We start from the raw sequence: 16990 nt of genomic DNA on the forward strand, positions 1-16990 counted from the left end.
CGTCCTGGGCGTGACCGGCCCGTGAATCGGCGTCAGTTCACCGCCTCCACAAGCGCGACACGAACGGGTGAAGCAGTGGGCACACGTGTCCGCTGCTTCCTCCACCGGTAACCTCACACCCATGGCCTCACGTCCCTCCGCAGCCAAGAAGCCGCCCGCGAAGAAGGCGGCCGCTTCCGCGAAGGCTCCGGCGAAGAAGGCCGCTGCCAAGAAAGCCCCCGCGAAGAAGGCGCCGGCCAAGAAGGCCGCGGCGAAGAAAGCCGCGCCCGCACCCAAGCCGGCGCCGAATCCGACCGGGGGCATCTACCGGCTCGTGCGCGCCGTCTGGCTCGGGCTCGCGCACGCGGTCGGCGCGGTGTTCCGGGGCATAGGGCAGGGTGCGAAGAACCTCGACCCCGCCCATCGCAAGGACGGCATCGCGCTCTTGCTCCTCGGGCTCGGGCTGATCGTCGCGGCCGGCACCTGGTCCAATCTGCGTGGTCCCGTCGGCGATCTCGTCGAGATCATCGTGACCGGCGCGTTCGGCCGGCTCGACCTGCTCGTGCCGATACTGCTCGCGGTCATCGCCGTACGGTTCATCCGGCACCCCGAGAAGCCCGAGGCCAACGGCCGAATCGTCATCGGCCTGTCCGCACTCGTCGTCGGCGTGCTCGGCCAGGTCCACATCGCCGTCGGCTCGCCCGCCCGCAGCGACGGCATGCAGGCCATAAGGGACGCCGGCGGGCTCATCGGCTGGGGCGCGGCGACCCCGCTGACGCACACCATGGGCGAGGTCCTCGCCGTACCGCTGCTCGCGCTGCTCACGATCTTCGGGCTGCTGGTCGTCACGGCCACCCCGGTCAACGCCATCCCGCAGCGGCTGCGGCAGTTGGGTGTGAAGCTCGGCATCCTGCCCGACCCCGACGAGGACGACGACTACACCGAGGACGAGCAGCGCTACGACGACCAGTGGCGCGAGGCCCTGCCCGCGTCGCGCGGCCGTAGGCGCACTCCGGCCCCCGAGGCGTACGACCCCGACAGCGCCGAGCAGGAGGCCCTCTCGCGGCGTCGCGGCCGCCCGAGGCGCTCCGCGGTGCCACAGCCCGAGATGGACCGTCCCATGGACGCTGTGGACGTCGCGGCGGCCGCCGCTGCCGCGCTCGACGGCGCCGTCCTGCACGGGATGCCGCCCTCGCCGATCGTCGCCGACCTCACTCAGGGCGTGAGCGTGGGCGACCGCGCGGAGACCACCCCGGTGCCGACGCCCGTCCCTGCCGCGCGGCCCAAGCAGGAGAAGCTCCCCAAGACCGAGGTTCCGGATCTCACCAAGTCCGAGGTTCCGGATCTCACCAAATCAGCGCCCGACAAGATGCGGGACCTGCCGCCGCGTGCCGAACAGCTCCAGCTGTCCGGCGACATCACGTACTCGCTCCCGTCGCTCGACCTCCTTGAGCGCGGCGGTCCCGGCAAGTCGCGCAGCGCCGCCAACGACGCGATCGTCGAGTCGCTGACCACCGTCTTCTCCGAGTTCAAGGTCGACGCCCGCGTCACCGGCTTCACGCGCGGGCCGACGGTCACGCGCTACGAGGTCGAGCTCGGCCCCGCCGTGAAGGTCGAGCGGATCACCGCGCTGACGAAGAACATCGCGTACGCGGTCGCCAGCCCGGACGTGCGGATCATCAGCCCGATCCCCGGCAAGTCCGCGGTCGGCATCGAGATCCCCAACACCGACCGCGAGATGGTCAACCTGGGCGACGTGCTGCGCCTCGCGGCCGCCGCGGAGGACGACCACCCGATGCTGGTCGCCTTCGGTAAGGACGTCGAGGGCGGCTACGTCATGCACTCGCTGGCGAAGATGCCGCACATGCTCGTTGCCGGTGCGACCGGTTCCGGTAAGTCGTCGTGCATTAACTGCTTGATCACTTCGGTCATGATGCGGGCGACCCCGGAGGACGTCCGCATGGTGCTGGTCGACCCCAAGCGCGTCGAGCTCACCGCGTACGAGGGCATCCCGCACCTGATCACGCCGATCATCACCAACCCGAAGCGGGCCGCCGAGGCGCTCCAGTGGGTCGTACGGGAGATGGACCTGCGGTACGACGACCTCGCGGCGTACGGCTACCGGCACATCGACGACTTCAACGAGGCCGTGCGCAACGGCAAGGTGAAGGCGCCGGAAGGCAGTGAGCGCGAGCTCCAGCCGTACCCCTACCTGCTGGTGATCGTCGACGAGCTCGCCGACCTGATGATGGTCGCCCCCCGCGACGTCGAGGACGCGATCGTGCGCATCACGCAGCTCGCGCGCGCGGCCGGCATCCACCTGGTGCTCGCCACGCAGCGGCCGTCGGTCGACGTCGTCACCGGTCTCATCAAGGCGAACGTCCCCTCACGGCTCGCCTTTGCCACGTCGTCGCTCGCGGACTCGCGCGTCATCCTCGACCAGCCCGGTGCCGAGAAGCTGATCGGCAAGGGCGACGGGCTGTTCCTGCCGATGGGGGCGAACAAGCCGACCCGTATGCAGGGTGCCTTCGTGACCGAGGAGGAGGTCGCGGCCGTCGTCCAGCACTGCAAGGACCAGATGGCGCCCGTCTTCCGGGACGACGTCACCGTGGGCACCAAGCAGAAGAAGGAGATCGACGAGGAGATCGGCGACGACCTCGATCTGCTGTGTCAGGCGGCCGAACTGGTGGTCTCCACGCAGTTCGGGTCGACGTCCATGCTGCAGCGCAAGCTGCGTGTCGGGTTCGCCAAGGCCGGGCGGCTGATGGACCTCATGGAGTCGCGGGGCATCGTGGGGCCGAGCGAGGGTTCCAAGGCTCGTGACGTTCTTGTGAAACCTGATGAGCTGGACGGCGTGCTGGCCGTGATCCGCGGGGAGGCTTAAAGGGAGTCCGGGGCGGAAACGGGACGCAGCGGTCGCCTTGTGAACAGGTGGGTGATGAGTCGATGTTCGATTGTGACTCACCCGTAAGGGATCATTGAGCAACCGTTCCCCTTCGGCGTACGTCAAGTTGAGGGAAGCGCGACAATCTCGTACTCCGTCATCGGCGTGTCCGGCCATTCCGATGGCGTACAAAGTCCCACCGCCCGGTTGCCCCACCCTTTCGTACCCCCCATAGACTGAACCTCCAGCACAGGTGGCTTAAACGCTCGAAAGGCGCCCCCGTGTCCATCGGCAACTCCCCTGAAGACGAGCGTCCGTTCGAAGACGTGTCCGAGGAAGCCCGCCCCTCGATCGGCCGTGCCCTCCAGCAGGCGCGCATCGACGCAGGGCTGACCGTCGACGACGTCAGTAACGCCACCCGGGTCCGCATCGCCATCGTGCATGCCATCGAGGCGGAAAACTTTGCTGCCTGCGGTGGCGACGTGTACGCCCGAGGCCACATCCGGACCCTGGCCAAAGCCGTCCACCTCGATCCGGCCCCGCTTCTCGCCCAGTACGACGCCTCGCACGGCGGACGACCGGCGCCGACCCCGGCTGCCCCCCTGTTCGAGGCGGAGCGCATCCGGCCCGAGCGGCGCGGGCCCAACTGGACCGCGGCCATGGTCGCCGCGATCGTCGCCGTGGTCGGGTTCGTCGGGTTCACCGCGGTCAAGGGCGAGGACGGGGGCGGCAAGTCGTCGGTCGCCGAGGGCGGCTCGACGCCGACGGCCGACAAGACCACGCCCACCCCGAAGACCGACAAGCCCAAGGACCCGAAGCCGTCGGACAGCGCCATCGCCGCCGTCCCGCAGGACAAGGTGACCGTCCAGGTCAGCGCCGCCGACGGCAGGAGCTGGGTCGGTGTCAAGGACCACAACGGCAAGCTGCTCTTCGACGGACTCCTCAAGCAGGGCGACTCCAAGACCTTCCAGGACGGCGAGAAGATCAACCTCGTCCTCGGTGACGCGGGTGCGATCGACCTGTACGTCAACGGCAAGAAGATCGAGGACGACTGGCAGCCGGGCGCCGTGGAGCGCCTCACGTACACGAAGGGCGACCCGCAGGCCGGATAAGTCGGGCTGAAGGGTTGAGCACGGACGGGGTTGGCCAAGATCGGCCAACCCCGTCGACGTGGGCTGTCAGTGAGACAAAGTAGTCTTGAGCCCATGTCTGAACGCCGTACCGTCGCACTGGTCACTCTTGGCTGCGCCCGTAACGAGGTGGACTCGGAGGAGCTCGCAGGCCGCTTGGAGGCGGACGGCTGGGACCTTGTGGAGGACGCCGGGGACGCGGATGTCGCCGTCGTCAACACGTGCGGCTTCGTCGACGCCGCCAAGAAGGACTCCGTCGACGCCCTCCTGGAGGCCAACGACCTCAAGGGGCATGGGAGAACCCAGGCCGTCGTGGCGGTGGGCTGCATGGCCGAGCGGTACGGCAAGGAACTCGCCAAGGCCCTCCCCGAGGCCGACGGCGTGCTCGGCTTCGACGATTACGCGAACATCTCGGACCGCCTGCAGACCATCCTGAACGGCGGCATCCACGCCTCCCACACCCCGCGCGACCGGCGCAAACTGCTGCCGATCAGTCCGGCCGAGCGGCAGGAGTCCGCGGCCGCGGTCGCGCTTCCCGGGCATGCGCCCGTGGATCTTCCGGAGGGGCTCGCTCCGGCCTCCGGCCCCCGTGCGCCGCTGCGCCGCCGTCTCGACGGTGCCCCGGTCGCCTCGGTGAAGCTCGCCTCCGGCTGCGACCGGCGGTGCTCCTTCTGCGCCATCCCGTCCTTCCGCGGCTCCTTCATCTCGCGCCGCCCCAGCGACGTGCTGAACGAGACGCGGTGGCTCGCCGAGCAGGGCGTCAAGGAGATCATGCTGGTCTCCGAGAACAACACGTCCTACGGCAAGGACCTGGGCGACATCCGCCTGCTGGAGTCCCTCCTGCCGGAGCTGGCAGAGGTCGACGGCATCGAGCGTGTCCGCGTCAGCTACCTCCAGCCGGCCGAGATGCGGCCCGGCCTCATCGACGTGCTGACCTCGACGCCGAAGATCGCCCCGTACTTCGACCTGTCCTTCCAGCACTCCGCGCCCGGCGTGCTGCGCGCGATGCGCCGCTTCGGCGACACCGACCGCTTCCTGGAGCTGCTCGACACCATCCGCGGCAAGGCTCCCCAGGCCGGCGTGCGCTCCAACTTCATCGTGGGATTCCCCGGCGAGACCGAGGCCGACCTGGCCGAGCTGGAGCGGTTCCTGAACGGCGCGCGGCTGGATGCCATCGGTGTCTTCGGGTACTCCGACGAGGACGGCACGGAAGCCGCGACGTACGACAACAAGCTCGACGAGGACGTCGTCGCCGAACGGCTGGCGCGTGTCTCCCGGCTCGCCGAGGAACTCGTCTCGCAGCGGGCCGAGGAGCGCCTCGGGGAGACCGTGCACGTGCTCGTCGAGTCGGTCGGCTCCGAGGACTCGGCGGAGGGCGCGTACGGCCGTGGCGCGCACCAGGCGCCGGAGACGGACGGCCAGGTGCTGCTCACGAGCGGCGAAGGGCTGAGCGTCGGTCGTATGGTCGAGGCGAAGGTGGTCGGCACGGAAGGTGTCGACCTGGTGGCCGAGCCGCTGCAGGGCATGCTCGCGTGTAGTGAGGAGGCGGGCAGATGACCGGAGTTCCGGCGTCCGCCGCGGGTGGTTCCTCGCAGGCGGGCGCGGCGGGCAAGGCGAGCGCGGTGGGTTCGTCCAAGGCCGCTGGCTCGAACAAGGCCTCCGGTTCGAAGACCGGCGGCGCCGAAGCCGGTGTCCCGGGCGGTGCGAAGCCCGCGCGCGGTGGGAAGATCGCGGCCGCGGCCGTCAACCAGGCCAGCGTCTGGAACATCGCCAACCTCCTGACCATGCTCCGGCTGGTCCTCGTGCCCGCGTTCGTCGCCCTGATGCTGGCCGACGGCGGATACGACCCGGCGTGGCGCTCGCTCGCCTGGGCGGCCTTCGCCGTCGCCATGATCACCGACCTGTTCGACGGCCATCTGGCCCGGACGTACAACCTCGTCACCGACTTCGGGAAGATCGCCGATCCCATCGCCGACAAAGCGATCATGGGCGCGGCGCTGATCTGTCTGTCCGCACTGGGTGATCTGCCGTGGTGGGTGACGGGCATCATCCTCGGCCGGGAACTCGGAATCACGCTGCTGCGTTTCATCGTCATCCGGTACGGCGTCATCCCCGCGAGCCGCGGCGGCAAGCTCAAGACCCTCACGCAGGGCGTGGCCGTCGGGATGTACATCCTGGCGCTGACGGGGTGGCTGGCCACTCTGAGGTTCTGGGTGATGGCTGCGGCGGTCGTCCTGACCGTGGTGACCGGACTCGACTATGTGAGACAAGCCATTGTGCTGCGCAGGCAGGGAATCGCCGAGCGCGAAGCCGCGTTGGAGGAGACGGAAGCGTGAGTTCCCGGGCCGCCGACGTCGTGCGACTACTCACAGTGAAGGGTGAGACGCTCGCTGTCGCCGAGTCACTGACGGGCGGACTGGTTGCGGCGGAGATTACAGCCGTCTCTGGCGCCTCCCAGGCCTTCCGGGGCTCGGTGACCGCCTACGCCACCGAGCTGAAGCACCGGCTGCTCGACGTCGACGCCACCTTGCTGGAGCAGCAGGGGGCGGTGAATCCGCAGGTTGCGGTACAGATGGCGGCCGGCGTACGAAGGGCCCTGGGAGCCGACTGGGGCATCGCGACGACCGGCGTCGCGGGGCCCGAGACGCAGGACGGACAGCCCGTAGGGACGGTTTTCGTGGCCGTGGACGGCCCCGTCGGCCCTGGTTCCGGTTCTGCCGGTGGCGGAAAAGTGGAGGCCCTGCGGTTGAACGGCGACCGCGCGGAAATTCGTATGGAGAGTGTACGGAGCGTACTCGCGCTGCTCCTGACGGAGCTTGCGAGCGAACACACTGGGAATGAGCGGACACAGGATACGGAACAGAACGGGGGGTTTTGATGTTTGCAGCCCTTAGTGAACACGACATCGCTCCCCGCACGGCCGCGGCGCAAGGCGGTACGGTGGGGCGTGAAGGATGCGGCTACGCGGTCCGAGGAGGGAGCCACCGATGATTCTGCTCCGTCGCCTGCTGGGTGACGTGCTGCGTCGGCAGCGCCAGCGCCAGGGCCGTACTCTGCGCGAAGTCTCCTCGTCCGCCCGAGTCTCACTCGGCTATCTCTCCGAGGTGGAGCGGGGGCAGAAGGAGGCTTCCTCCGAGCTGCTTGCCGCGATCTGCGACGCGCTGGACGTACGGATGTCCGAGCTCATGCGGGAAGTGAGCGACGAGCTCGCCCTCGCCGAGCTGGCCCAGTCTGCAGCTGCCACCCCCAGCGAGCCTGTACCCACGTCGGTGCGACCGATGCTGGGTTCCGTGTCGGTGACCGGTGTGCCACCGGAACGGGTGACCATCAAGGCGCCTTCCGAGGCGGTGGACGTGGTCGCCGCGTGACGGTGACGCCGGTGCGCGTGTGACCACGCGCTGAGGAGTTGTGTGAGGCCCCGGCCAGGGCTTCTCCAGGGAGACCTGGGGGAGTGCGGTCGGGGTTTCGTGCTGTACGGGCCCTTTCGGAGTCCGTTTGCCGGTATGTGACCCGGCGGTCATGGTGGAGGGTGTGACGGCGCCTGACGCGCTGTGACGACGTTGGCCCGCGCTGCATCCGTGTGCCGTTGGTGCGCCCTCCCGGCGGGTGAACGGGCGGCCTAGCCTCGGGCTGGAGGTGGGTGGATGGCACGGCCGATAGCGCGCTGGGGGGTGGCCCTCGGGCTCGGGGCACTGTGGTGGTGGGCCGTGCTGCGGCTCGCGCTGGCGCCGGACGCAGGGGTGCTGGAGGGGGCCGTCGCCGCCGGAGGGTGGGGGCTGAGCCTGTTGCCGGTGCACTGTGTGCCGAAGGCGCGGGCCGCGGGTGCCGTCGACCCGCGGCGGTGGACGGAAGCCTGGCGGGCGGGGCGGGCTACCACGGCATCGCCACACCGCCGTTCGGACGCAGGATCTGCCCCGTCGTGAAGGCCGAGGCGTCGGACGCCAGGTGCAGCACGGCGTGGGCTATGTCCTCCGGTTCGCCGACCCGGCCCAGCGGCGACATCCGGGCCATGAACGCCTCGGTCTGTGTCTGCGCCGCGGTGTCGTGGCGGTCGGTCATGGGGGTGCGGATCCAGCCCGGGGCGACCGCGTTGACGCGGATGCCGTGTGGGCCCATCTCCGTCGCCAGCGTCTTCGTCAGCTGCACGACCGCCGCCTTGGCCGCGCCGTAGCAGAGCAGGCCGGGGCCACCGGTGTCGACGGCGCCGGAGGCCATGGTGATGATGCTGCCCTTCGTGTGCTGCGCGAGCATCGCGCGGGCGGCCTCCTGGCAGGCGTACAGCACGCCCTTGAAGTTGACGTTCAGTACCCGGTCGAGGTCCTCGTCGCGGGTCTCCAGGACCGGGCTGCTGTGCATGATCCCGGCGACCGCGGCCATCACGTCGAGCCGCTCGCAGGAGGCGACGGCTCGGCGGAGCTGTTCCCGGTCGGTGACGTCCAGGTGGTGGGTGCGGCCGGTGCCGCCGCGCGCCTTGATCAGGGTCGCCGTGTCGTGCAGGCCCTGTGCGTCGCGGTCGGCGCAGTGCACTGCGGCGCCTGCCTCGGCGAGCAGGACGGCCGAGGCGCGGCCGATGCCGCTGGCGGCGCCGGTGACGAATGCGGTGCGTCCGGTGAGGTCGTACGCCTTGACGGCCATGAAGGGACGTTACGAGGGTTTCTGACGGGGCGTCAATTGGTGGGACGGTGCTGAGTTCTGCGCGACGAGGCCGCGCCGGGCACTGGGCCTGGGGCCGGGCCGGCCTGGCAGTTCGGGCACCAGTAGGTGGGGCGCTCGCGGGAGCCGTCGCCCTGGTCGGCCACGCGGATCGGGGAGTTGCAGCGCAGGCAGGGGTGGCCGGCGCGGCCGTACACGAAGAGGTCCTGGCCGCGGCGGCCCGTCGTACTGCGGATCGGGCGGTCGCGGTTGGCTTCCAGGAGCTTCTTGGCGAGTACGGGCAGTTGGGCGGTGTGTTCGGCGGGGAGTGCGGCTACGGGGAGCCAGGGGGTGACGCGGAGCAGGAAGCAGAGCTCGCTCTTGTAGACATTGCCGATGCCGGCGAGGTTGCGCTGGTCCAGCAGGGCCTCACCGAGGGGGCGGGCGGGGTCCGTGAGGAGGTTGGCGAGGGCGCGGTCGGGGTCCCAGTCCGGGCCCAGGAGGTCGGGGCCGAGGTGGCCGACGGCGCGGTGCTCTTCGGTGGTGCGCAGGAGGTCCAGGACGGGGAGGCGGTAGCCGACGGCCGTGCGGGCGGGGTGGGCGTCGGTTGCGGGGTCGGTGTCGACGGCGGGGGTGGCCGCGGGGGTGGGGGCGGCGGCGAGGATCACGCGGATCTGGTGGGCGGGGCCGCCTGTCCAGCGCTGCTGGTCGGCGTACACCTTCCAGGAGCCTTCCATGCCGAGGTGCGAGTGCACTGTGAGGCCGCCCTCGATGCGGGTGAGGAGGTGCTTGCCGCGTGGTGTGACGTCCAGGACGGCGCGGCCCGTGAGGTCGACCGTGGCGTACTTCGGCACCCGGAAGTCGGTGCGGGTCAGCGTCTTGCCCGCGAGCGCGGTGTGGAGCCGTCTCGCGGTCTGCCAGACCGTGTCGCCTTCGGGCATGGGTCAAGGGTGGCATGGGGTGGGGCGAGGTGGGGGTGGTGAGTGGGGTGGGTGGGATGCGGGTTGGGGTGGGCTGCGGCCTGGGGCGGGGCGGGGCGGGTTGGGCTGGGGTCCCGGTTGGCTGTGGCTGGTCGGGGCAGGCCGGGGCCCCGGACGGGTGTGGGGCGAGTTGGGCCAGGGTGGGGCGTCCGGCTGGGCTGCGGCTCGGGTTGGGTCAAGGCGCGCTGCGGGTCTCGTCATGGTGGCTGGGATGCGGGTTGGATCAGGCGCGTAGGCGTAGGCCTCGGGGCGTCGCGATGAAGCCTGCTCCTTCCAGGAGGGTGCCTATGGGGGAGGTCAGGGCCGAGGCGCCGTTGACGCGCTCCACCGTGACTGTGCCGAGGGAGCCCGCGCGGGCGGCTGCAGCGAGGGCCTCCGCTGCCGTGTGCAGGCGGGGGTCGTCGGTGGGTTCTGTGTCCGGGGCCGAGGGCCAGGCCAGCAGCGTTTTGCCGCCGCGCTCCATGTATAGGGTCAGCTCGCCGTCGACGAGCACTACGAGGGAGCCCGCCTTGCGGCCCGGCTTGTGGCCGGCGCCGGTGGGGGGCTCCGGCCAGGCCAGGGCGGCGCCGTACGCGTTCGCCGGGTCGGCAGCCGCGAGGACGACGGTTCGGGTTTCGGTGGTGGGGCGGGTGTGGCGGGTGGCGAAGCCGGGGCCGGGGCTGTACGGGGGGCCGCCGTTGTGCCAGGCGGGGCCTTGGGAGGTGCGTGGGCCGCGCTGGGGGGCCACGTCGCGGGGGGAGACGTAGTCGCCGGGGCCGAGGTGGGCGTCCAGGAAGTCGTGGTCGAGGTCGGGGATGTCGTAGGCGGGTGTGCCGTCCGGGCTGTCGTACGTAGAGATGTTGCCGCGGTCAGCCGTGGGGGTGTTGCCCTCGTCAGCGCCGGGGCTGCTGAAACTGCCCAGGGCGCCGTACGTGTCAGGTGCGCCGAAGTCGTCGGGGGCGCCGCTCGTGGCGGGGGTGCCCGGGCCGGGCAGGCCGTCGCCTCGGTCGCGGGCGTTGGCCACCGCGCGGAGGCGGTCGACTGCGCCGTCCATCGCGAACTGAGCGGCGCCGAGCCCTTCGACCACGTAGCCGCGGCGTGCCTGGCCGCTCTCCTCGAAGGCGGACAGGATGCGGTACGTCGCCGAGAAGCCGCCCTCGACGCCCTCTGCGGCGACCGCTCCCCGGGTCACCACGCCGTGTCGGTCGAGGAGCGTGCGGGCCAGGGCGTGGGCGCGCACGGTGGGGTCGGGTTCGTGCGCCGGGAGCAGGGACCAGCGGCCGGCGACGGTCGGCGGGCCGGTGCGGGAGGCGGGGCGTGCGGCGGCCGTGAGGGAGCCGTAGCGGCCGCGCGGGACCGTGCGCTTGGCGCGGTGGGCGGTGGAGCCGGCGGTGCGGCCCGAGCCCAGCAGGGAACGCATGGGTGCGAGCGTGTCGTTCGTCAGGCGGCCCGACCAGGCCAGGTCCCAGAGGGCGTCGGCGAGTTGGGGGTCGGTGACGTCGGGGTGGGTGGTGGCGCGGACCTGGTCGGTGATCTGGCGGAAGAACAGGCCGTAGCCGCCGGACAGCGCGTCCAGGACGGACTGGTGCAGTGCCGTCAGTTCCAGGGGGTGAGGCTGCGGCAGGAGCAGGGGGGACGCGTCCGCCATGTAGAGGGAGACCCAGCCGTCCTTGCCGGGGAGCGAGCCGGCTCCGGCCCAGACGACCTCGCCGGCTGCGGTGAGTTCGTCGAGCATCGCGGGGGTGTAGTTCGCGACGCGGGACGGCAGGACGAGCTTCTCCAGGGCGGACGCGGGCACGGACGCGCCCTGCAACTGCTCGATGGCGCGGACCAGTCCGTCGATGCCGCGCAACCCGTGGCCCTTGCCGATGTGCTGCCACTGGGGCAGGAACTGCGCGAGCGCGGCCGGTGGCACCGGCTCCAGTTCATGACGTAGCGCGGCGAGGGACCGGCGGCGGAGGCGACGCAGGACCGTGGCGTCGCACCACTCCTGGCCGATGCCCGCCGGATGGAACTCGCCCTGGACGACACGGCCGCTCGCCGCCAGTCGCTGGAGGGCACCGTCCGTGATCGCCGCGCCCAGGCCGAAGCGCGCCGCCGCCGTGGCCGATGTGAATGGGCCGTGGGTGCGGGCATAGCGCGCGAGGAGGTCGCCGAGCGGGTCCTTGACCGGCTCGGTGAAGGCCTCGGGGACGCCGACCGGCAGGGCCGTGCCGAGGGCGTCGCGCAGGCGGCCCGCGTCCTCGATCGCCGCCCAGTGGTCGGTGCCGGCGATGCGGACCTTGATCGCGCGGCGGGCGGCGGCCAACTCCTGGGCCCAGTGTGGCTCGGCGCCCCGCTCGGCCAGCTCGGCGTCGGTGAGCGGGCCGAGGAGACGGAGGACGTCGGCGACGCCTTCGATGTCCTTGACACGGCGGTCCTCGGTGAGCCACTGGAGCTCCTGTTCCAGCTCGGTCAGCACCTCGGCGTCGAGCAGCTCCCGCAGTTCCGCCTGGCCGAGCAGCTCGGCCAGCAGTCGCGAGTCCAGGGACAGGGCGGCGGCGCGGCGCTCGGCGAGCGGGGAGTCCCCCTCGTACAGGAACTGGGCGACGTACCCGAAGAGGAGGGAGCGTGCGAAGGGGGACGGCTCGGGGGTGGTGACCTCGACCAGGCGCACCTTGCGGGACTCGAGGTCACCCATGAGCTCGGTCAGCCCCGGGACGTCGAAGACGTCCTGCAGGCATTCGCGGACCGCCTCCAGGACGATCGGGAAGGAGCCGAACTCGCTGGCCACCTGCAGCAGTTGGGCGGCGCGCTGGCGCTGCTGCCACAGTGGGGTGCGCTTGCCGGGGTTGCGGCGCGGCAGCAGCAACGCGCGGGCGGCGCACTCGCGGAAGCGGGACGCGAACAGGGCCGAGCTGCCCACCTGGTCGGTGACGAGCTGGTCGACGTCGCCCTTGTCGAAGACGACGTCCGCCGCGCCGACGGGCGCCTGGTCGGCGTCGTACTCCGTGCCGGCCTTGGCCGGTTCCTGGTCAAGGAGGTCCAGGCCCATGAGGTCGGCGTCGGGCAGGCGCAGCACGATGCCGTCGTCGGCGTGCATGACCTGCGCGTCCATGCCGTACCGCTCGGAGAGCTTCGCGCCGAGGGCGAGTGCCCAGGGGGCGTGGACCTGGGCGCCGAAGGGGGAGTGCACGACGACCCGCCAGTCACCGAGCTCGTCGCGGAAGCGCTCGACGACGATCGTGCGGTCGTCCGGGACGTGGCCGCAGGCCTCGCGCTGCTCGTCGAGGTAGGACAGGACGTTGTCGGCCGCCCAGGCGTCCAGGCCGGCGGTGAGGAGGCGGAGGCGGGCGTCCTCCTTGGACAGCGAGCCGACCTCGCGCAGGAACGCGCCCACGGCGCGGCCCAGTTCGAGCGGGCGGCCCAGCTGGTCGCCCTTCCAGAAGGGAAGCCTGCCCGGTACGCCCGGGGCGGGGGAGACCAGGACGCGGTCGCGCGTGATGTCCTCGATGCGCCAGGAACTGGTGCCGAGCGTGAAGACGTCGCCGACGCGGGACTCGTAGACCATCTCCTCGTCGAGCTCGCCGACCCTGCCGCCGCCCTTCTTGGGGTCGGCTCCGGCGAGGAAGACCCCGAAGAGGCCGCGGTCGGGGATCGTGCCCCCGGAGGTGACGGCCAGTCGCTGTGCACCGGGGCGGCCGGTGATCGTGCCGGCGACGCGGTCCCAGACCACGCGCGGGCGAAGCTCCGCGAAGGCGTCGGACGGGTAGCGGCCGGCCAGCATGTCGAGGACCGCGGTGAAGGCGGATTCGGGGAGGGACGCGAAGGGGGCGGCTCGGCGGACGGTGGCGAGGAGGTCGTCGAACTGCCAGGTGTCCAACGCCGTCATGGCGACGATCTGCTGGGCGAGGACGTCCAGGGGGTTGGCCGGGACCTTGAGGGACTCGATGGAGCCGGTGCGCATCCGTTCGGTGACCACAGCTGCCTGGACGAGGTCGCCGCGGTACTTCGGGAAGACCACGCCGGTGGAGACCGCGCCGACCTGGTGGCCTGCGCGGCCCACGCGTTGGAGGCCGGAGGCAACGGAGGGTGGTGATTCGACCTGGACGACGAGGTCGACCGCGCCCATGTCGATGCCCAGTTCGAGGCTGGACGTGGCCACCACCGCGGGCAGGCGGCCCGCCTTCAGGTCCTCCTCGACCAGGGCGCGCTGTTCCTTGGAGACCGAGCCGTGGTGGGCGCGGGCGATGACAGGCGGTGCGCCCTGGGCGGCGCCCGAGCCGCCCATGAGCTCGGCCGGGGCGTGGTGCTCGTCCAGGGGTTCGCCGGTGGCCCGCTCGTAGGCGATCTCGTTGAGGCGGTTGCAGAGGCGCTCCGCGAGACGGCGGGAGTTGGCGAAGACGATCGTGGAGCGGTGGGCCTGGACGAGGTCGGTGATCCGCTCCTCCACGTGTGGCCAGATCGAGGGGCGCTCCGCGCCTTCGGATCCGTCGGCGACCGGGGAGCCGCCGAGTTCGGCGAGATCCTCGACGGGGACCACGACCGAGAGGTCGAACTCCTTGCCCGACTTCGGCTGGACGATCTCCACCTTGCGGCGGGGGGAGAGATAGCGGGCCACCTCGTCGACCGGGCGGACGGTCGCGGAGAGGCCGATGCGGCGGGCCGGCTTCGCAAGGAGCTCGTCCAGGCGCTCCAAGGAGAGCGCGAGGTGGGCGCCGCGCTTGGTGCCCGCCACCGCGTGGACCTCGTCCAGGATCACCGTCTCGATGCCGGTCAGGGCATCGCGTGTCGCTGACGTCAGCATCAGGAAGAGGGATTCCGGGGTGGTGATCAGGATGTCCGGCGGGCGGGTCGACAGGGCTCGGCGCTCCGCGGCGGGGGTGTCGCCCGAGCGGATGCCGACCTTTACCTCGGGCTCGGGCAGGCCCAGGCGTACGGATTCCTGGCGGATGCCGGTCAGCGGGCTGCGGAGGTTGCGCTCCACGTCGACGGCCAGGGCCTTGAGGGGGGAGACGTAGAGGACTCGGCAGCGCTTCTTGGGGTCGGCGGGTGGGGGTGTGGAGGCGAGCTGGTCCAGGGCGGCGAGGAAGGCGGCCAAAGTCTTGCCGGAGCCGGTAGGGGCGACCACCAGCACATCCGAGCCCTCGCGGATGGCCTGCCACGCGCCTGCCTGGGCTGCGGTGGGCGCGGAGAATGCCCCCGTGAACCAGCCGCGGGTCGCGGGGGAGAAGCCTTGCAGGGCTCGGTGTGCTGAGCTGACCATGCGTCCATCCTGCACCCGGGGACTGACAATGGGGCTGAGCTGGGGAAATGTCGTCGGCCCGGGGGCGGGTGGGGTGCGTGGCGGATGCCTGCGGCGGCCTGGGCGGGTGTGGTGGGGGTGCGCGTAGCGCCTGATGGTGCGCTGTGGGTCGGGGCGGGGTCGGGGCGGGGTCGGGGCCGTGCCAAGGGCCTCGGCCGGAGGTTGCGGTGGCTCGCAGCTCGCCCGGAAGTGGGTGTGAGCCGTCGCTGAGAATGGGTGTATGGCAGGTTCAGGCGAGCGGGCGCGGCACTGGCGGTACGCCGAGATGCCCGGAGTCGACCTGCTGCGGGCCCGGTACATCCGAAAGACGTTCGTGCGGCACACCCATGAGGACTTTGTGATCGCTGCCATCGCCGATGGTGTGGAGGTCTTTCACTGCCGGGGTGCCGATCAGTACGCGGGGGCCGGTGCCCTCGCCCTGGTCAATCCGGATACGCCGCATACGGGGCGGGCGGGGGTTCCTGAGGGGTGGCAGTACGGAGCTGTGTACCCGTCGCCGGAGGTGGTGGCGGAGATCGCGGCCGAGACCACCGTGATCCGGGGGACGCCGGGGTTCGTCAGGCCGGTGCTGGATGATCCGTACACCGTGGGGCTGGTTCATCAGGTGCTGCGTGCCGCTGACGAGGGCAACGCGCTGGCGGCCGACACCTTGCTTCGGGTTGCCGTGACCCGGCTGCTGCGGTTGAACGGTGGGGCTCTGCCGCAGCGGGAGGTGCGGACGGCGGGAGCCCGGATCGCGGTACGCGCGCGTGAGGTGCTGGAAGGGCGGATGGCCGAGCCGCCGAGTCTGGAGAGGCTGGCCTCCGATCTCGGTACCGGTCCGTTTGCTTTGCTGCGGGCGTTTCGGGATCTGTATGGGATGCCGCCGCATGCCTGGCTGACCGATGCGCGGATACGGCGGGCTCGGCGGCTGCTGGACGCAGGTGTCTCGCCGGCGGAGGCGGCCCTCGCCGTGGGGTTCACCGATCAACCGCATCTGAACCGGCACTTCAACCGGATCATCGGCGTTCCTCCGGGGGCCTACCAGCGGGAGCGCAAGAACGTACAAGACGCCAGGTAATAGCTGTCCTAGCGTCGCGGGCGTGGCAGAACAGAGAACTCTCGCAGACCTCCGCGCGGACGGGGACAAGCCCGATGCCGTCGTCGTACGCGATGCCCTGGGCGTCGGAGTCGCCGTCGGGCTGTCCGGGTTTGCCTTCGGGGTGACGTCGGCGGGCAGTGGGCTCACGCTCGTGCAGACCTGTGCGCTCAGCCTGCTGGTGTTCACGGGAGCGTCGCAGTTCGCGCTCGTGGGGGCGCTCGCGGCCGGCGGCAGTGCGCTGACCGCGGCCGCGGGTGCCTTCTTCCTGGGGGTGCGCAACGCCTTCTACGGGCTGCGGCTGTCGCAGTTGCTGAGCCTCACGCGCGCGGTGCGGCCGTTCGCCGCGCAATGGGTGATCGATGAGACGGCGGCTGTCGCGCTGGCGCAGCCGACGCGACGCGGCGCGCGGATCGGGTTCGTGGTGACAGGGCTCAGTCTGTACGTGCTGTGGAACCTCACCACGTTGCTCGGTGCGCTCGGGGCAGAGGCGATCGGCGACACCGATGCCTGGGGGCTCGATGCGGCCGGCCCCGCGGTGTTCCTGGCGCTGCTCGCGCCGATGCTGAAATCCGCGACCGAGCGTGCTGTCGCCGGTCTTGCCGCGCTGCTGGGGCTGGGGTTGTTGCCTGTGCTGCCCGCCGGTGTGCCTGTTCTGGTGGCCGCCCTCGCGGCGCCGGTCGTGCTGTGGGCGGAAGGGCGTCGCAGGGGAGACGTACGGGAGGGGGAGCGGTGAGCGTCTGGGTCGCCATCGGAGCCACCGCTCTGGGCTGTTACGCCGTCAAGCTCGTCGGGCTTCTGGTGCCCGCGGGCGCTCTTGAGGACCCTGTCGTCCGGCGTCTTGCCGCCCTGTTGCCGGTGGCCCTGCTGGCCGCCCTCACCGCCCAGCAGACGTTCAGCGACGGGCACGCGCCGGCGCTGGACGCGAGAGCGGCCGGAGTCGCTGCCGCTGCGGTGGCGCTCTTCCTGCGGGCCCCGTTCCTGCTCGTCGTCGCGGCGGCCGTGGTGGTGACGGCTGGGGTGCGGGCCATAGGCGGCTGAGGC

The 16990-nt window shown here is 71.3% G+C and carries 12 protein-coding genes and 1 pseudogene; 10 read left to right on the plus strand and 3 right to left on the minus strand.

The annotated features are described in order from the left end of the window. Positions 1 to 121: 121 nt before the first annotated feature. The 7 genes from PBV52_RS35690 (at position 122) to PBV52_RS35720 (ending at position 7916) form a co-directional block, all read left to right on the plus strand. Positions 122 to 2863 carry a DNA translocase FtsK gene (locus PBV52_RS35690; RefSeq protein WP_274244076.1) on the plus strand — a complete coding sequence of 914 codons (2742 nt, stop codon included), beginning with the start codon at positions 122 to 124 and terminating at the stop codon, positions 2861 to 2863. Positions 2864 to 3144: 281 nt separating this feature from the next. Next, positions 3145 to 3975 (plus strand): RodZ domain-containing protein, encoded by an 831-nt coding sequence (locus tag PBV52_RS35695; RefSeq protein WP_274244077.1) that lies wholly within the window; start codon positions 3145 to 3147, stop codon positions 3973 to 3975. Between the two features lie 93 nt (positions 3976 to 4068). Beyond that, complete coding sequence (gene rimO / locus PBV52_RS35700; RefSeq protein ID WP_274244078.1) at positions 4069 to 5550, plus strand: 30S ribosomal protein S12 methylthiotransferase RimO; 1482 nt, start codon at positions 4069 to 4071, stop codon at positions 5548 to 5550. Further along, positions 5547 to 6329 (plus strand): CDP-diacylglycerol--glycerol-3-phosphate 3-phosphatidyltransferase, encoded by a 783-nt coding sequence (gene pgsA, locus PBV52_RS35705; RefSeq protein ID WP_274244080.1) that lies wholly within the window; start codon positions 5547 to 5549, stop codon positions 6327 to 6329. Before rimO ends, pgsA begins: the two co-directional genes overlap by 4 nt. Further along, a complete protein-coding gene (locus PBV52_RS35710; protein WP_274244082.1) occupies positions 6326 to 6871 on the plus strand; it encodes a CinA family protein in 546 nt (181 codons plus the stop codon). The genes pgsA and PBV52_RS35710 overlap by 4 nt, the downstream gene beginning before the upstream one ends. A gap of 109 nt (positions 6872 to 6980) precedes the next feature. Continuing rightward, positions 6981 to 7361 (plus strand): helix-turn-helix domain-containing protein, encoded by a 381-nt coding sequence (locus PBV52_RS35715; protein WP_019756312.1) that lies wholly within the window; start codon positions 6981 to 6983, stop codon positions 7359 to 7361. A 276-nt stretch (positions 7362 to 7637) separates the two neighbouring features. Beyond that, positions 7638 to 7916 carry a hypothetical protein gene (locus PBV52_RS35720; RefSeq protein WP_274244086.1) on the plus strand — a complete coding sequence of 93 codons (279 nt, stop codon included), beginning with the start codon at positions 7638 to 7640 and terminating at the stop codon, positions 7914 to 7916. Here the strand turns inward: PBV52_RS35720 and PBV52_RS35725 are convergent. The 3 genes from PBV52_RS35725 to PBV52_RS35735 form a co-directional block, all read right to left on the minus strand. Next, the gene (locus tag PBV52_RS35725) at positions 7864 to 8628 is read right to left on the minus strand and encodes an SDR family NAD(P)-dependent oxidoreductase (RefSeq protein WP_274244087.1); all 765 of its coding nucleotides are present in this window, start codon (positions 8626 to 8628) and stop codon (positions 7864 to 7866) included. The genes PBV52_RS35720 and PBV52_RS35725 overlap by 53 nt on opposite strands. Before the next feature lie 32 nt (positions 8629 to 8660). After that, a complete protein-coding gene (locus PBV52_RS35730; protein WP_274244089.1) occupies positions 8661 to 9566 on the minus strand; it encodes an Fpg/Nei family DNA glycosylase in 906 nt (301 codons plus the stop codon). 262 nt (positions 9567 to 9828) lie between these two features. After that, the gene (locus PBV52_RS35735; protein WP_274244091.1) at positions 9829 to 14829 is read right to left on the minus strand and encodes an ATP-dependent helicase; all 5001 of its coding nucleotides are present in this window, start codon (positions 14827 to 14829) and stop codon (positions 9829 to 9831) included. 259 nt (positions 14830 to 15088) lie between these two features. Between PBV52_RS35735 and PBV52_RS35740 the strand changes: the two are divergent. The 3 genes and pseudogenes from PBV52_RS35740 to PBV52_RS35750 form a co-directional block, all read left to right on the plus strand. Next, positions 15089 to 16044, plus strand: a pseudogene (locus PBV52_RS35740) (AraC family transcriptional regulator); the annotation flags it as partial. Further along, positions 15951 to 16682, plus strand: coding sequence for an AzlC family ABC transporter permease (locus PBV52_RS35745; protein WP_373921947.1), 732 nt, complete (start codon positions 15951 to 15953; stop codon positions 16680 to 16682). The pseudogene PBV52_RS35740 and the gene PBV52_RS35745, both read left to right, overlap by 94 nt. Continuing rightward, positions 16679 to 16987 carry an AzlD domain-containing protein gene (locus PBV52_RS35750; RefSeq protein ID WP_274244092.1) on the plus strand — a complete coding sequence of 103 codons (309 nt, stop codon included), beginning with the start codon at positions 16679 to 16681 and terminating at the stop codon, positions 16985 to 16987. The genes PBV52_RS35745 and PBV52_RS35750 overlap by 4 nt, the downstream gene beginning before the upstream one ends. The last annotated feature ends 3 nt before the right edge of the window (positions 16988 to 16990 follow it).

This window comes from Streptomyces sp. T12 (genome assembly GCF_028736035.1).
Taxonomy (GTDB): domain Bacteria; phylum Actinomycetota; class Actinomycetes; order Streptomycetales; family Streptomycetaceae; genus Streptomyces.

Excerpts from the sequence above, each read along its gene's own strand:
- PBV52_RS35690 (WP_274244076.1), top strand. The coding sequence starts at position 122 with ATGGCCTCACGTCCCTCCGCAGCCAAGAAGCCGCCCGCGAAGAAGGCG.
- rimO (WP_274244078.1), top strand. The coding sequence starts at position 4,069 with ATGTCTGAACGCCGTACCGTCGCACTGGTCACTCTTGGCTGCGCCCGT.
- pgsA (WP_274244080.1), top strand. The coding sequence starts at position 5,547 with ATGACCGGAGTTCCGGCGTCCGCCGCGGGTGGTTCCTCGCAGGCGGGC.
- PBV52_RS35715 (WP_019756312.1), top strand. The coding sequence starts at position 6,981 with ATGATTCTGCTCCGTCGCCTGCTGGGTGACGTGCTGCGTCGGCAGCGC.
- PBV52_RS35720 (WP_274244086.1), top strand. The coding sequence starts at position 7,638 with ATGGCACGGCCGATAGCGCGCTGGGGGGTGGCCCTCGGGCTCGGGGCA.
- PBV52_RS35725 (WP_274244087.1), bottom strand. The coding sequence starts at position 8,628 with ATGGCCGTCAAGGCGTACGACCTCACCGGACGCACCGCATTCGTCACC.
- PBV52_RS35730 (WP_274244089.1), bottom strand. The coding sequence starts at position 9,566 with ATGCCCGAAGGCGACACGGTCTGGCAGACCGCGAGACGGCTCCACACC.
- PBV52_RS35735 (WP_274244091.1), bottom strand. The coding sequence starts at position 14,829 with ATGGTCAGCTCAGCACACCGAGCCCTGCAAGGCTTCTCCCCCGCGACC.